Raw genomic sequence first — 14,655 nt, forward strand, 5'->3', positions numbered from 1 at the left:
ACTCGAACGGGCTTTTTTTGTTGTCGGAATATGATATTCAGTTTCTAAATTTATATTTAAATTGATAAAAATTAGAATAGTCAGGCGGTAAATAGCTGTATATAATAAAAAATGGTATACATAGTAACTTATTGATGAATGGAGATCATGTCATGTTAATCGTGCTAAGTTTGTTGCGTTCGATTGCAACTCTTTTCCTTTTTATTAATCCGATTCAATCGACACCGCTAGAAACGGCGGAATACATTTCGTCCATCGACCGAAGTGCAGACGGTTGGGAAAGTGCCGACTTTTTTGAATCTTTCGGAACCGAGCTAGCCGTCGATATGACCCGGAACGTCCTTTATACAGAACGGGTGACCGGTTGGACTGAGATTGAGGTGGGAGATGAATCATACGAAGGACTCTCATCGATGACGTTTGATCAGCCGTTCAAAGGAACCATTTTACATCTAAAGTGGGGACAAGATATTCCGGACGTCAAAGAGAAAGTGATCGTCTTACCGACGACAAAGTATTCATATGACAACATCGACGAAGCGTATACCGTTGATTATGCAGGTGAGGTTTTGAATGATCAGGAAGCGAATGCATACTTGTCAGAGCTCGCATCTGCAGGAGCTGTAGGATACTTGATCACCCCTTATGAAGATGATCCATATGAGATGGGCTTTGTTTTCGCGTCATCCTATATGCCGTTAGATGGTACAGGGGTCGACTTGGATACGGCTGAAGAACTGAAAGACGGAGAAATGATACAGGTCAAACCTTATCGTGAAGAGATTCCATATGTCGAATTTGTCCAACAAGGGAAATCGGAACGGGAAATCATTCTCATGTCACGACTCGATTCTTCCTGGCACGGGGCCCATTATTTGTCTGCCGTCGGTCCGTCGACGGTCTTATATCATCTGATGCAGGTGATGAACGAGGAAATGCCAGACTGTACGATTCGATATGTCTTTTTGAATGGAAACGGCGACTCTAGAGAGGCGAGTGACGATTTCCTTGAACGGCTAGCGGGACAAAAAGAAAAAGTGGAAACGGTCATCCTGCTCGATATTCTTGGGACTGGTGATGGTCCACTATACGTTCGAACGAAAGGAATGAAATCATATCCCATTCTTGAACAATCTCCTTTCGATCAATTAACAGTTCGTTCGCTAGGGAGTTCTCCGGGGGATGCTTACGATGAGGCTGGGGTTCCCTATATTATATTAAGTGATTCATTAGAGGGAAGTTGGCATGTGTTTACGGAGAAGGACACTCTCGAACGTCTGACGAAAGACGGATTAACGGATGCCGTCGATTGGCTACATGCTTGGCTTGCTGACTGACCTAATCATTGTCGCTGTCTGAGAAGACGGCGACATATTTTTTTAGATGTCGGTTTCGGGTATGATAGTAATGGAGGCGATACGATGAAACAAGAGATGACGATTACGACAGCATATGGAACGATTGCGGGGACTTTTCTTTCCCATGAGGAGCCTCGGGCGACCATCGTCATGTTGAGCGGAAGCGGTCCGAGTGACCGGGACGGCAACATGGGTGGTGTCGGTTTTAACACGTATGCCAAGTTGGCAGAAGCGTTGTACGACCATGGCTACAACGTGTTCCGATATGACAAACAAGGAATCGGGAAGTCTGATGGTGACTTCAACAAAGTCGGCTTACATGACTTGGTTAACGATGCGATTCTTGTCGTACGCACCATTCGACAACTGGCCGATGTGAAGCGATTATATCTACTCGGTCATAGTGAAGGGGCCGTCCTTGCCCCTGCCGTTCAACTTGAGACGAAAGCGGATGGACTGATCTTACTTTCCGGTTTCCATGAATCGTCCAAGCAGATGTTCTTATACCAAGCAGATGCACTCGCTAAAGACATCGAACGCGTGAAAGGGATAAAAGGTCTCTTCTATCGGTTGACGGGCGTTGCCAAAAAGGTCAGACAACGACAAGACGATTTGTTAGAGCGTTCTTTGCGGACGAACGTCTCGTCATTCAAATATCGAGGTCAAGTCGTGAACGCGAAATGGATTCGAGAACATGCATCCTATGATGTACGGGAGCGATTGGAGCATGTGACTGTGCCGGTTCTTGCGATTACCGGGGGACGTGATGTCCAAGTCCCACCAGAGCATGTCCATATGATTCAAACGAAAGGGGAGGTCACCTCATCGATCATCGATGATATGAATCATCTTCTCGTGACTCGGGAGTCACCTCATTCGCTTCTCATGCTGCATAAAGAGTATCGGGAAGCGATCGATGCGCCGATTCATCCAAAACTCGTTCAAGAATTGGATGAATGGTTAAAAAAACAGTCATAAATTCGAAAACGGTCATATATTGACCGTTTTTTATGTTATAATTGTGACAAATTGAATGAAACTGAATGTTTTTGAATGATTTTAGTTGTTTTTATAATGAAAACGCTTTATATTAGACGTATGGAGGGAACAAGATGTTAACGAAACAACGACATCAGTTGATTTTACAACGCTTATCTGAACAGAAGGTCGTCAAATTAAAAGAATTGGTTGATTTGACGGATTCATCCGAGTCGACGATTCGTCGAGATTTGACGGACCTCGAAGCGGAAGGGTATCTGGCAAGGGTTCACGGAGGCGCAACGCTCATTGCGACTCCAGATGAGGAACCGACATTTGAAGAAAAGCGAGACCGATTCGTGGATGAAAAAGTTGCGATTGCACGGAAGGCCGCAACGTTCATCGAAGACGGGATGTCGATTTATTTAGATGCCGGTACAACCACTCAAGCGATGGTTCCGTTTTTAGAAGGGAAGAAGATTGTCGTCGTCACAAACAGTCTACCGATTGCGAATGAATTATTTGATCTTGATATTAAGACGTTTGTGATTGGCGGAGAGTTAAAGCGTTCCACCCAGGCACTTGTCGGGTATAACGCACGCGAGAGTATGATGAATTATCGCGTCGACCTCGCCTTCCTCGGTATGAATGGAATCGACCTTGAAGCGGGTTACACGACCCCAGACCCAGAAGAAGCGCTTGTCAAAAAAACGGCAATCGAATTGGCACAAACCTCGTTCGTACTCGCGGACGTATCGAAAATCGGGAAACGAACGTTCAGCCGAGTCGCGACGTTAGATGCCGCACAGTTGATCACATCGAGCGATGAGTCAATGAGTTCCATCCAAACAATCACAAAGGTGGTGAATGCGAAATGATTTACACGTTAACACTCAACCCTTCTATTGATTACTACGTAACATTACCAGAAGTACATCTAGGAGAAGTGAACCGAATCGAAGAGACGACGGAACGGGCAGGTGGTAAAGGCATTAACGTTTCCATCGTTCTTCGGGAATATGCTCAAGAAACGAAGGCACTTGGGTTCATCGGCGGAACGACCGGTGACTTCATTAAAAAGTCACTCGTCAATCACGGTGTACACACCGATTTCGTAGAGGTGAACGGGAACACCCGAATCAACGTCAAGATTCGAGCGAAAGAGGAAACAGAACTGAATGCGAGCGGACCGAATATCACGGATGGTGAGCTCGAGCAATTGACGACCAAGTTCGACCAAGTTCAAGAAGGTGATATCGTCGTCCTCGCGGGTAGTATCCCAAGTAACCTCCCAGACTCGCTATATCGGACCATCGCCGAATCGATTCGCGAAAAAGGTGCCGACTTTGTCGTCGATACAACGAAAGACGCCATGCTCGAAGTGCTCGCGCTTGAACCACTCATGATCAAACCGAACCACCATGAATTAGGTGAATTGTTTGATACCGAGATTGAAACGTTTGAAGAAGCTCTTCCGTATGCCGAACAGCTCGTCAAACGCGGGGCGAAAAACGTCATCATCTCCTTTGCGGGAGACGGGGCGCTACTCGTCAACAAAGCCGGAGCCGTCACAGCGAACACGCCGTCCGGGAAGCTCGTGAACTCGGTTGGTGCAGGAGATTCTCTCGTCGCCGGATTCGTCGCAAATGTGAAAGAAAAAGGTGAACAAGAAGCATTTCGATACGCGGTCACGACAGGAAGCGCATCTGCTTATACGTTCGGCTTATGTTCAAAACAAGAGATTGACCGCTTGATTGATCAAGTACAACTTACACCATTAAAACGAATGGAGGAAACAACATGAAAATCACGGACTTGCTCCAACGCGATACGATTCAATTGAATCTTCGTGCCAGTTCTAAGCGTGAGGTCATCGAAGAACTCGTCGATGTCCTCGACCGCGCCGGTAAACTATCCAATCGTAACGGTTATCGCGATGCGATCCTAAAACGTGAAAGCGAGAGCACGACTGGTCTCGGAGAAGGGATTGCCATCCCGCACGCGAAAACGAGTGCTGTCAAAACGCCAGCAATCGCGTTTGGTCGCTCGGAAGGTGTCAACTACGAAGCGTTAGACGGACAACCGAGCCGCCTCTTCTTCATGATTGCAGCAGGAGAAAATGCGAATAACGAACACCTTGAAACACTCTCTAAACTTTCAGTTTACTTGATGGACCCTGCATTCCAAGAACGTCTCTATGCGGCCACTTCTGAAAGCGATGTCATCCGTGCCATCGAAGAAAAAGAAGCGGCAGAAGAGAAACCAGAAGTCGTCAAACCGACGAATGAACATGCACCGTTCATTTTGGCGGTCACGGCATGCCCGACAGGAATCGCGCATACGTATATGGCAGCAGATAGCTTAAAGCAAAAAGCGGAAGCGATGGGCGTCGATATTAAAGTCGAAACGAACGGATCGACTGGCGTAAAAAATGAATTGACGCGTGCGGATATCGACCGGGCAACGGCGATTATCGTCGCAGCGGACAAGGCTGTTGAAATGGATCGTTTCGCTGGTAAGCGAGTCATCGAAGTTCCGGTCGCACAAGGGATTCGGAAACCTGAAGAACTCATCAATCGCGCGGTAAAACAAGATGCGCCGGTATATGAGGCTTCAAAAACATCAGGCGGTGCTTCGAAAGAACAGCGTACAGGTGTGTATAAGCACTTGATGAGCGGTGTATCTGCGATGCTTCCACTCGTTGTCGCAGGGGGACTCTTGATTGCCATCAGCTTCTTCTGGGGTATCAACTCTGCTAACCCGGATGACCCGTCTTACAATGAATTTGCTGCACAGTTGATGACAATCGGTGGAGCTGCATTTGGCTTCCTCGTTCCGATTCTCGCCGGCTTCATCGCGATGTCGATTGCCGATCGTCCAGGTCTCGCACCAGGTCTCGTGGCAGGGGTACTCGCAAGTCAAGGGAATGCCGGATTCCTCGGCGGTCTCATCGCCGGTTTCCTAGCAGGTTATGTCGTCCTCTTCTTGAAAAAAGCACTCGCGAAATTGCCTGCTTCACTTGAAGGGATCAAACCAGTCCTCTTGTATCCGTTACTTGGCTCGTTTATCTCCGGGATGATCATGTTACTCGTCGTCAACGAACCGATTGCGGCACTTATGACATGGTTGATGGATACGTTGAACAGTATGAGTGGCGCGAACGCCATCCTTCTTGGTGTCATCGTCGGTGGGATGATGGCAGTCGATATGGGTGGTCCGATCAACAAGACAGCTTACGTCTTCGGTACGGCAGCACTTACAGCGGGTAACCAAGAAGTCATGGCAGCCGTTATGGCTGGTGGGATGGTACCACCAATCCTTGTCGCACTCGCATCAACAGTCTTCGCTCGTCAAAAGTTCTCGAAACAAGAGCGTGAAGCAGGAAAAACCGCTTATATCATGGGAGCTTCGTTTATTACGGAAGCGGCAATCCCGTTCGCCGCTGCGGATCCGATTCGCGTTCTTCCATCGGCGATTCTTGGCTCTGCCATCGCAGGAGGATTATCCGCATTCTTCGCAATCCAATTACCTGCGCCACACGGTGGAATCTTCGTCTTCCCACTTCTTGAAGGAGCTGGAAACGTGGCCATGAGCATGGGACTTTACGCACTCGCCATCTTAGCTGGTGCGGTAGTCGGAGCATTGCTTCTCTCGTTCTTGAAAAAACCGTTAACAACATCGACACCAGTCCAATCTAAAGAAGTTGCATAACGTAAGAAGAGACGTCGCCTTTATCCAGAGGTGACGTCTTTTTTATTGTGGTTGTCCGTTCAAAATTCACATAATCTCGGATTGCAAGTTGGGGATTTGTGGTAAACTATTTGTAAAGCTTCGGGTGAGGAGGGGGTCACATTGGACATTCGGGTCGCCAAACCAGATGATGTGTATGGGATTGCGAGAGTGCGTGTGAACGGGTGGCGTACGACCTATCGGGGGATCGTACCGACCGAGTATTTGTTAAAAGTATCATCCGGCTCCATCGAATGGGCAGAACGCTTGCGGACCGCCCTTCGTCGGCAAGAAGTAGCCGGCTTTGTGGCGATTGTCGAGGACGAAATCGTGGGCTTCGTTCTTTACGGAGAAGAACGGACAGGAGAGTATCCAGACCATACGAATGAAGTGTATGCCATTTATATTTTAGAGAACCATCAAGGGAACGGAATCGGGTCCGCGCTCCTTGAGCATGCCGTGCAATCGATGTGTGAGGCAGGACTCCTGATCTGGGCGCTTGAGATGAATCCGTTCCGCACGTTTTATGAGCGAAAACAAGGGCAGGTCATCGATCAGAAAGATCGAGAGTTTGGTGAATTGATGCTCCGAGAAGTGGCGTATGGATGGGAAACGACCCGTCATGACTCCATCATGGGAGCCTGAGCTTAGAGACTGTAGAATGTTCTACGGTCTTTTTTTGTGCCGAATGTAAGAGTTGTATAGAAAAGGAGATGACGCGAGTCATCTCCTTTTATTTACAATTTTTCAATAACCGTTTTCGGGTCGACACGTTCTGTATAGTCAGCAGGAACATCACTGAACGAAATCGTCCCATCGGATTGGATGATGAACGTGGCCGGTTTCGGCAACTGCCAATCTTCGTTCCCGTTATGTGCATCGACATTCAGTCCAGATGCTTTGTAAATGTCAATCAAGTAATCGGGCATGTCAAAGACGAGATCGAATTGACGTGCGACATTATTCTCAACATCACTCAATACATAAAAATCAAGTTCGTTCTTCTCTTTCGTCGAAAGGGAATAATCCGGCGTCTCAGGACTGATGGCGACAAGAGTCGCGCCTTTTTCTTGAATCGTTGCCAACTCGCGCTGGTAAGCACGGAGCTCGAGGTTACAGTATGGGCACCATCCACCTCGGTAAAATGTGACGATGACTGGTCCATTTTCAAGGAGCGTTTTCAAGTTGACGGCTGTCCCGTCCGCGTGAGGCAATTCAAACGACGGCGCTTGATCTCCAACTGTTAACCCTGATGCGATGCCTGAATCTTTCAATTCCTAAGTCGCCTGAGCCATCAATCGTTGCTTTTCGGCAGGTGCTTTTTGTTTAAACTGATCTTTATACGATTTGATTTCTTCCAATAATGAATTCATCTTTTGACCCCCTTTTCCGATATGGTAACTTAATCTTTCTCTAAACATGAATAGTTTGATTTGTCTAATCGAACATAGTGCTGAAACTCCATTTCAGTTTTCAAAAAATAATTTTCGAATAATTCAATCAACTCTTTAGATGAGATGACTTTTGACCGATATGGTGAGTAACCCAAGGGAGATTCGACTCATCGAACTCGCTTGAACATTTTATTCGGGGTAAGGAGATGTTTTATGAAACAGAAGCGTACGATTAGTATCAAGCAAAAGTTGATTGTCTTATCCGTTTTATTATTACTCATTCCAGCCACATTGATTGGAATCGTCGCCTATTCGCAGGCGAAAGGAAAAATCGAGTCTCAAATGATCCAGTCCGCCAATTCGGGGGTGGACCGGATGAACAACGAGGTCACGAACCTCATCGAACCGATTCAAACGGACATCTCGTTTTTTGCGAATCGGATTGATAGTTCAATTTATGAAGAGGGAGAAGCGAATCAAGCATTAGCAGAGAAGTTTACCGAGTATTTGGAGACACATCCAAAAGTAACGAACATCTACTTTGCTTCGGCAGAAGGCGCGATGACGATCTATCCTGAACAGGAATTGCCAGAAGGATATGATCCACGGACTCGCCCATGGTATGAAGCGGCTGAAGCAAGTGGACGAGATGTTGCCATCACGAATCCGTACGTCGATGCCGCCTCTCAAAAAATGATGATCACGGTTTCGAAGAAGACTTCAGACGGTAATGGTGTGGTCGCTGTAGACGTCGATGTGAACGATATCGCTGAAGTGGCGTCCACCATTCAAATCGGGAAAGAAGGATACGTTGCCATCTTCGATCAGGCCGAACAAGTCGTCATTCATCCGTCGACGGCTGTCGGTGAAAAGATTGATGAATCTTGGACAGAATCGCTCTTTGCCAAGGAAGAAGGGACCCTGTCTACATCGGAGGATGGAGAAGGTGTGGAGAAGTCATTCGTGACGAACCCCATCACCGGATGGAAAATTGCCGGTACGTTATATGACGGTGAGATTCAAGACGAGACAGTCGGTATTCTTTGGACGACTGGATTCGTCATCATCGGAATGTTCGGGATTGCAGCCATTCTTCTCTTCTTTGTCCTCCGCTCAATCTTACGTCCGTTGCGTTTATTGACAGAGGGAGCAGAACGGATTAAATCGGGTGATTTAACAGAGCCAATCACCGTCTTATCGAACGACGAAATCGGGCGTGTCTCAGAGAGTTTTAACGAAATGAGCGATTCCCTTCGTATGGTGTTGCTCCGTCTTGATGATTCAATCAGTCAAGTGGCCGCATCGTCACAAGAATTGATGGCCAATTCGGCACATAATACCGCCTCATCGGAACAGATTGCTCGTGCAGTTGATCAAATGGCAGTCAGTGCCGATGGCTCGAAGCGACAACTCGACGACAATGCGACGTCGTTACAAGCGATCACATCGGGCATCATGCGAATCTCAGAGAGTTCAATGGACGTTTCTGAACTATCTCGCGAAACCTCGAATGAGGCGGAAGACGGTTCGACGACCGTGAAAGAGAACGTAAAGCAGATGCAGGCGATCGATGCGTCTGTCGTGACATTCGAGGGTGTCATTCACTCATTGGCACATCGCTCTAACGAAATTGGAGAAATCGTCACGGTCATCAATGGAATCGCTGAACAGACGAACCTGTTAGCCTTGAACGCTGCCATTGAAGCGGCACGTGCGGGTGAGAACGGCAAAGGATTCGCGGTCGTTGCGAGCGAGGTGCGTAAACTCGCGGAACAGTCACAGCAGTCGACGAAACAAATTGCGGCGTTGATTGATCGAATCAAGCATGAGACGGAACAGTCTGTACAGTTGATGCAGGAAGTATCTACTCATACGAAAGCCGGGTTGGCGTCATCTGAGATGACAGCAGACCGATTCGAGAAAATCAAGGAGCGGACAGTGGCGATGACACCACGGATTGAAGACGTGACCGCAACCGTCGAGGAGATTGCGGCGAACGTTCAAGAAGTGGCAGCGACGGCATCACAAATCGCCGACATCGCCGATGAGAATTCGAGCGTCTCGAAGCAAGTGGCGGCGACGACCGATGATCAATTAAGATCGATTGAAGAAGTATCACAGTCAGCAAAAGCACTCGCGACGATGGCAGAGGAGTTACAAGACCTCGTCTCGCGGTTCAAACTGTAAACGACAATGAGGCAGAGCGCTCCGCTCTGCCTCATTGTCGTTTACAGGATCGGACTAAGTAGGCGTGACACCCCTTCACGGGCGCGTACCGTCCATTTACGAGATTGATAATCTTCCACTGTATAAATTCGACTGACCGCCGTATCGGTCTCGAATAAAGAAACGAGTTCGAGGGCGACCCGCTCATCGTAGATGAGTGCGTTCACTTCAAAATTGAGACGGAAGCTTCGGGCGTCCAAGTTCGTCGTCCCGACGGTCGCAATCTCATCATCGACGACGAGCGTCTTCGCGTGAAGAAACCCTTCATCATACAGATAGACGTTTGCCCCGTAGTCGAGGAGCTCCCCGAGGAACGAGAGGGACGCCCACATGACGAATGGATGGTCTGGTTTTCCAGGAATCATAATATCCATCTGAACGCCAGAATGGAGTGCCATTTTGCAAGCGTCTATAAAACTCGTGTCTGGAATGAAGTATGGCGTTTGAATGACGACCCGTCGTTTGGCGGACATGATCATTTTGATCATCATATTCTTCAAATGTTCCGTGTCCGAGTTTGGTCCGCTCGTGACGATTTGCATCGGAGAATTTTCTTTAATGTCATGTCGCGCAAAGCAGAAGGCATTTTCCGGGTCATGTTTTCGATGACCTGAATAGTTCCAATCTAAAATGAATCGGTGTTGGAGATTGTAAACGACGTCTCCTTCGACACGCAGGTGCGTGTCGCGCCAATAGCCGAATTTTTCGACTAAACCTAAATACTCGGTACCGACATTGAATCCACCGACATAGCCGATTTTCCCATCGATGATGACAACTTTTCGGTGGTTTCGGTTGTTCAACTTGAAGTTGATGATCCCGAGTGTCGGTGGGAAGAAGACACGCACCTCGCCATCGTTCGCAATCAACTCTTTAAAGTCCGAATTACGGAGACTTCGTGAGCCGACCGCATCATAAAGGAGTCGGACTTTAACCCCGGCTTTCGCACGCTCGATCAACTCTTTTAATAGTGCTTGACCGAGAGCATCGCGCTGGATGATGTAATATTGGATATTGATTTCCGTTTCGGCCGAGCGAATATCATCCATCAGCGCTTTAAACTTTTGTTCGCCGTCGTGCAAGATGAGGGAACGGTTATGTACACTAATCAACGATTTAGACGATCGTAAATTCATTTGAAGCAGTTGGTCATATTTTTCAAACAATGGCTGAGCGAGCTGTGTTTGGCGCGTGTGAATCTGTTCAAGTTGCGCTTCGACTTGAAGTGAATGGAAGGAACGTTCTTCCACACTTAAATTATAGAAGTTATCCTTCTTTAGTTGTCGCCCAAGGAACAGATAAATGATAAAGCCGAGCACTGGTAAGAAAAACAGGACAAGAAGCCAGGCCCAGGTCGCGCCGACGTCACGTCTTTCGGCGAAGATGACGGCGAGTGCGAATAACATGTTTAACCCGAGGACGATATAAAGTCCCCAACTGAAAATCATGGACCAATCCAACGACATACACCCCTTTATTATCGAATCATAGCTTAATCATACATCAAATGAGGGAATAGGATGCTATCAAATAAAATAGGGGGATCAGATGATGAACATGGAAGTCGTTTGGAAGAAAGGGATGGCGTTTGAAACACATACGCCATCTGGACACACGGTAATCCTTGATGCGGGGGATGATGTCGGTGGGCTCGATACAGGCCCTCGTCCGACAGAAATGTTGCTTCACGCGACCGCATCCTGTACAGGAATCGATATCGTGTCGATTCTGCATAAGATGCGCCAGCCAATTGAAGCATTCGAAATGAAAATCGATGGGGTGCGGGCGACCGATCATCCGAAACGCTTTACAGCCATTCATATCTTGTATACCCTGAAAGGCGAGTTATCGGAAGAACGAGTTCGCCGTGCCATCGAGTTGTCCGTTGAGCGATATTGTTCTGTATCGCATAGCCTCAATGCAACGTTGACGTATAGTTATCAATTGAACGATGGAGACGTCACTCCGTTTGATTTTCACGAGTGAGCAAGATGGTTGAAAGGCATAATGTTCTCCGTTATATTTGTATTTCAAATACTGTATAACTAAAGGAGGACGTTATGATTCGACTCGCGACGAAGCGCGATGCTAAACACATCGCGAACCTAATCGAACAACGAGCCGTAGCGCTAAATGAACAAGGAAGCGACCAATGGACCGAATATTTGGAACAGGACCTCGTAAAGCGTGTGCGCACTGACATTGCTGAAGGCAGTGTATATGTCTTTGAAGATGACCAACAAATTTTAGCTTCAATCGCATTGTTACCTCCAGATGAGTGGGATGATCACTTATGGGACGACAGTGAACGTGGACAATATATCCATCGAATCGTCGTCAGCGAAAAACTAAAAGGTCAGGGCGTCGGACAGCAACTCATGGAGCATGTCTTAGAGGAAGCCGATGAAGAGGAACCAATTCGTCTTGATTGTGTTGCTGACAATGAATTTCTAAATGATTACTATCCACGTTTCGGTTTCGTCTTTGTCGATTCACGAAACGGATACAATACGTTCGAATACAGATTAGATGAGAGCATGAGTGCATAAGGGTCATTAGACCCTTTTTTTGATATAATAACAAAAGCGAAAAGGAGGGTTTTATATGATTAAAACCATGTTGGTAGGATTCGGATTCTCGGCAAACACGTTCCATTTGCCGTTCTTAAAGGCCATTGATTCATTTGAAGTGAGTGGCGTCGTGTCATCGCGCCCGGAAGAAGTGCAGGCTGAATTACCTGGTGCCACGGTATATGCGACATTAGAGGAGGCGCTTCAATCGGATGCTTCTCTATATGTCATCACGACACCGTCGCATTTACATAAAGAGATGATTGTTGCCTGTCTTGAGGCAGGAAAAGATGTGCTCGTTGAAAAGCCGGCATTCTTAACAACGGAAGAAGGATACGAGTTGATGGCACTTGAAGAAAAGACGAAGGGCATCGTCAACGTTTATCAAAACCGTCGTTACGACGGAGACTTCTTGACGGTTAAGTCGTTACTTGATTCGAATGAGTTAGGAGACTGGAAAGTGGTTGAATCTCGATTTGATCGTTTCCGTCCGAATGTACGTGACCGGTGGCGTGAAAATGCAGGACCCGGTTCAGGTATTTTATTCGATTTAGGAAGTCATCTGATTGATCAAACGCTCGCTTTGTTTGGAAAGCCGGATCGTATTCAAGCAGATGTGATGATTCAACGGGATGGCGGACAATCCGATGATGGGTTCCATCTAACATGTTATTATGGTGAAAAGCGAGTATACCTTCGTTCGAACCCGTTCATCGCTGGAGAAACACCTCGGTTTGAAGTGCACGGCACACTTGGAAGTTTCGTGAAATATGGACTTGATCCTCAAGAAGAGGCTCTGAAGCAAGGCAAGTTAGAAAGTGATTTATTAGAGACTGGCGTATTATCGAAAGAAGAGGTTGCATCGATTCAAATCGAGAAAGGGAGCTATTTGTCGTATTATCAACAGTTAGCCCATAGTTATGAGGTACGACAACCAGTCGTTTCTCTAAAGGATGCAAGGTTGACTACCCACTTGATTGAACTTGCACGTCAATCCAGTGAGACAGGTACAATCGTCACAGTAGATTGACATTTTACTAAACTGGCGATCAATTCACAATTGAAAAGAACGTGCGATGATTTCTTTGTGAACGTGTCGACACTTTTCTATTGTAAGAACAACCATACGAGTCATAAAAAAATCGATGCCGCCGAACAATTCGTTCGAGCGTGCATCGATTTTTTGTTAGGCGGCATCTTCTTCTGTTGATTCAACTTTTTCCGTATGACGGACAATCGGGAAATTTTTGAACAAACGACTTCCAATCAAGCCGAAACCAATTCCGAGGACAAACAGCACGACGGCTGTAAGCGTAACCGTTTGCCAATCATTAAAACCATACATGACAAGGAGTCCGGGGATTCCAGCTGCCGAACCCGGTGCATCGTTAATCATACCGGTCATGGCAACGATCAACCCGGCGATGGCTCCACCGACAAAGTTGACACTGTAAATCGGAATCGGGTTAGCGGAAATGAGGTCAGCTTGCGTCAACGGTTCGATGGCGACTGAGAGCTGATCCTTCTTTGTTCCGATTTTCAATTGACGGAATAACAAATAATTCATTGAGATGGATGCGGTCAACGCGAGCGCAGCAATCGCCATCGGGACGCCGGTCAATCCGAGCATGGCCGTCAAGGCCATTGAACTGAGTGGTGATGTCGAAACGACTGTGACAATTCCTCCTAAGACGAGACCCATGACGACCGGATTTTGAGTGGCCGCAAGTTCAATCACCGCACCGATTTGCGAGAGGGTGTTTGTCACGAGTGGGTCGACGCCTGTCGCGACAAGACGTGCGAGCGGTGCCATGACGATGACATAGAAGATCATATCGACCCCGGTCGGGAGATAACGATTGATTCGAGTGCCGGCTAAAGCCAAAATGTAACCGGCGAAAAATCCAGGAAGGATTCCAAACCCTGATACGGATAACCCGATCATCAAACTATAGACGGGGTTGATTCCGAGTGCGATGGCGACGAGTGCCGCCGCTGCAGGACCTGACAATGCCCCAGCCGCCTGTCCGACTTCCTCATACAGAGGGAGTGGTAGCAATCCGCCGATGGCATATGCGTTGAACGCTTCGACGAGAAAACTCGCGATCGCTGCACCAGCAAGCGCGCCCATCGCTTTCATTCCGGATGGTGCCTTATAGCTAAACAATGTGAATAAGGCGAGGATGAGCAGTAAAAGTGCAATTCCTTGAATAATGACCATAAACTCTTCCTTCTTTCTCTCTAACTTCATTCATAATTTATTCTATATTCAGGCATAGAAACGCTTATGTAAAGCCAAAATTTCAAGAAAAATTAAAAATGAAAGATGTTACCGTTTACAAATCGAAATGTGATTTCATGTAAGCGATATCTTGAGAAATCGCCAACAATTTGACACGT

The 14,655-nt window shown here is 47.2% G+C and carries 13 protein-coding genes; 10 read left to right on the forward strand and 3 right to left on the reverse strand.

Features of this window, described 5'->3' with window-relative positions; genetic code table 11:
• The first annotated feature begins 152 nt into the window (after positions 1 to 152).
• The 6 genes from KNO94_RS01915 to KNO94_RS01940 all read left to right on the forward strand — a co-directional run bounded on the left by KNO94_RS01915 (position 153) and on the right by KNO94_RS01940 (position 6,710).
• On the forward strand, positions 153 to 1,337 hold the full coding sequence (locus tag KNO94_RS01915; protein ID WP_214777093.1) for a zinc-binding metallopeptidase family protein: 1,185 nt from the start codon (positions 153 to 155) through the stop codon (positions 1,335 to 1,337).
• Between the two features lie 84 nt (positions 1,338 to 1,421).
• On the forward strand, positions 1,422 to 2,336 hold the full coding sequence (locus tag KNO94_RS01920) for an alpha/beta hydrolase (RefSeq protein ID WP_214777095.1): 915 nt from the start codon (positions 1,422 to 1,424) through the stop codon (positions 2,334 to 2,336).
• A gap of 134 nt (positions 2,337 to 2,470) precedes the next feature.
• On the forward strand, positions 2,471 to 3,214 hold the full coding sequence (locus KNO94_RS01925; RefSeq protein ID WP_214777097.1) for a DeoR/GlpR family DNA-binding transcription regulator: 744 nt from the start codon (positions 2,471 to 2,473) through the stop codon (positions 3,212 to 3,214).
• Positions 3,211 to 4,140, forward strand: a complete 930-nt coding sequence (pfkB, locus tag KNO94_RS01930) for a 1-phosphofructokinase (RefSeq protein WP_214740491.1) — start codon at positions 3,211 to 3,213, stop codon at positions 4,138 to 4,140. The genes KNO94_RS01925 and pfkB overlap by 4 nt, the downstream gene beginning before the upstream one ends.
• A complete protein-coding gene (locus KNO94_RS01935) occupies positions 4,137 to 6,047 on the forward strand; it encodes a PTS fructose transporter subunit IIABC (protein WP_214777099.1) in 1,911 nt (636 codons plus the stop codon). Before pfkB ends, KNO94_RS01935 begins: the two co-directional genes overlap by 4 nt.
• 141 nt (positions 6,048 to 6,188) lie before the next feature.
• Positions 6,189 to 6,710, forward strand: a complete 522-nt coding sequence (locus tag KNO94_RS01940) for a GNAT family N-acetyltransferase (protein WP_012726215.1) — start codon at positions 6,189 to 6,191, stop codon at positions 6,708 to 6,710.
• A 92-nt stretch (positions 6,711 to 6,802) separates the two neighbouring features.
• Here the strand turns inward: KNO94_RS01940 and KNO94_RS01945 are convergent, their stop codons facing one another.
• Entirely contained in the window at positions 6,803 to 7,339 is a 537-nt protein-coding gene (locus KNO94_RS01945) for a peroxiredoxin-like family protein (protein ID WP_353047814.1), read from the reverse strand.
• Positions 7,340 to 7,672: 333 nt separating this feature from the next.
• Here KNO94_RS01945 and KNO94_RS01950 point away from each other — a divergent pair, with 333 nt between their 5' ends.
• Entirely contained in the window at positions 7,673 to 9,646 is a 1,974-nt protein-coding gene (locus KNO94_RS01950) for a methyl-accepting chemotaxis protein (RefSeq protein ID WP_214777101.1), read from the forward strand.
• 41 nt (positions 9,647 to 9,687) lie between these two features.
• Here KNO94_RS01950 and cls read toward each other — a convergent pair whose 3' ends face one another.
• Positions 9,688 to 11,133, reverse strand: a complete 1,446-nt coding sequence (gene cls / locus KNO94_RS01955; protein ID WP_214777616.1) for a cardiolipin synthase — start codon at positions 11,131 to 11,133, stop codon at positions 9,688 to 9,690.
• A gap of 103 nt (positions 11,134 to 11,236) precedes the next feature.
• Between cls and KNO94_RS01960 the strand changes: the two genes are divergently transcribed.
• From KNO94_RS01960 to KNO94_RS01970, 3 genes are all read left to right on the forward strand, one after another.
• Positions 11,237 to 11,671 (forward strand): OsmC family protein, encoded by a 435-nt coding sequence (locus KNO94_RS01960; protein ID WP_251125760.1) that lies wholly within the window; start codon positions 11,237 to 11,239, stop codon positions 11,669 to 11,671.
• A 74-nt stretch (positions 11,672 to 11,745) separates the two neighbouring features.
• Positions 11,746 to 12,234, forward strand: a complete 489-nt coding sequence (locus KNO94_RS01965) for a GNAT family N-acetyltransferase (RefSeq protein WP_031423803.1) — start codon at positions 11,746 to 11,748, stop codon at positions 12,232 to 12,234.
• Between the two features lie 55 nt (positions 12,235 to 12,289).
• Entirely contained in the window at positions 12,290 to 13,285 is a 996-nt protein-coding gene (locus tag KNO94_RS01970; RefSeq protein ID WP_214777105.1) for a Gfo/Idh/MocA family protein, read from the forward strand.
• A 156-nt stretch (positions 13,286 to 13,441) separates the two neighbouring features.
• On the opposite strand, the gene KNO94_RS01975 is transcribed toward KNO94_RS01970, so the two are convergent.
• Complete coding sequence (locus tag KNO94_RS01975; protein ID WP_214777107.1) at positions 13,442 to 14,476, reverse strand: PTS sugar transporter subunit IIC; 1,035 nt, start codon at positions 14,474 to 14,476, stop codon at positions 13,442 to 13,444.
• Between the last annotated feature and the right edge of the window lie 179 nt (positions 14,477 to 14,655).

It is taken from the genome of Exiguobacterium sp. s22 (assembly GCF_018617455.1).
Lineage (GTDB): Bacteria > Bacillota > Bacilli > Exiguobacteriales > Exiguobacteriaceae > Exiguobacterium.